Source organism: Klebsiella sp. C360, assembly GCF_048822415.1.
GTDB classification, from domain to species: domain Bacteria; phylum Pseudomonadota; class Gammaproteobacteria; order Enterobacterales; family Enterobacteriaceae; genus Klebsiella; species Klebsiella quasipneumoniae.
Genome location: NZ_JBMEZZ010000058.1, coordinates 1 through 725, shown reverse-complemented (window position 1 = coordinate 725; position 725 = coordinate 1). Strand labels below are relative to the sequence as shown.

General features: G+C 51.6%; 2 protein-coding genes. One reads left to right on the top strand and one right to left on the bottom strand.

The window, feature by feature from the left end; translation table 11 throughout:
* Positions 1-218: DUF6710 family protein (locus tag ACOI7D_RS27825; protein WP_420668014.1), on the bottom strand; the 218-nt coding region annotated here is incomplete at its 3' end.
* A 326-nt stretch (positions 219-544) separates the two neighbouring features.
* Here ACOI7D_RS27825 and ACOI7D_RS27820 point away from each other — a divergent pair.
* The coding region (locus ACOI7D_RS27820; protein WP_000365429.1) for an ArsR/SmtB family transcription factor at positions 545-725 on the top strand (181 nt) is incomplete at its 3' end.

The window sequence follows — 725 nt, the reverse complement described above, 5'->3', positions numbered from 1 at the left end:
AGCAGGCGGCCTATTTCAAAAAAGGCGGCTGTACGGTAGTCACTGACTCTCTCGCAGATCTTCCCGCTCATGTACCAGTAATACCCGTCAGTGCTGACAATATCGAGCAAATACCGCATATCATAAACCGTATCGGGTATTACCTCACCCTCACCGGCCAGAACGCCGCTGGCAATAGAATGGTTCCCTCCTCGTACAAAGCCTATCCGCCAGGGCAACCACAAAGTAACGCGGTGGTTAATATCCTGTACCCACGGATTGCCCTTAGCGCTGCCTATATGGGGTCTGAGGTCCAACCATGCGAAAAACCACGTTAAGAAAGCAACCTTCTGAAAAGGCGACGTTTATCAGTTTTTTTTCCGGCCATAAAGGGGGCGGAAATTATTCCCTGCACGGGTATTCGCAAGGATTTCGGTAGTGCTCTGGCTCTGCCCCCCATAACCTGGCGGACAGAGCATGATTGGGAAAGCGGTACCCTCACGGCAGAAACGATTGACGCAGGCTATATTTCTATTATTCTGGAAATATAGATAAAGGAGGTATTATGGATTTAAACACTGCTGCAAACGCACTTCGAGAACTGGGCCACCCGACACGTCTCAGCATATACCGGGAGCTGGTCAGGGCGGGTCATGAAGGCCTGCCGGTTGGCGAACTGCAGAAGCACCTTGAGATTCCTGCCTCCACGCTCAGCCATCATCTTTCAGCGCTGATATCCGCTGGAC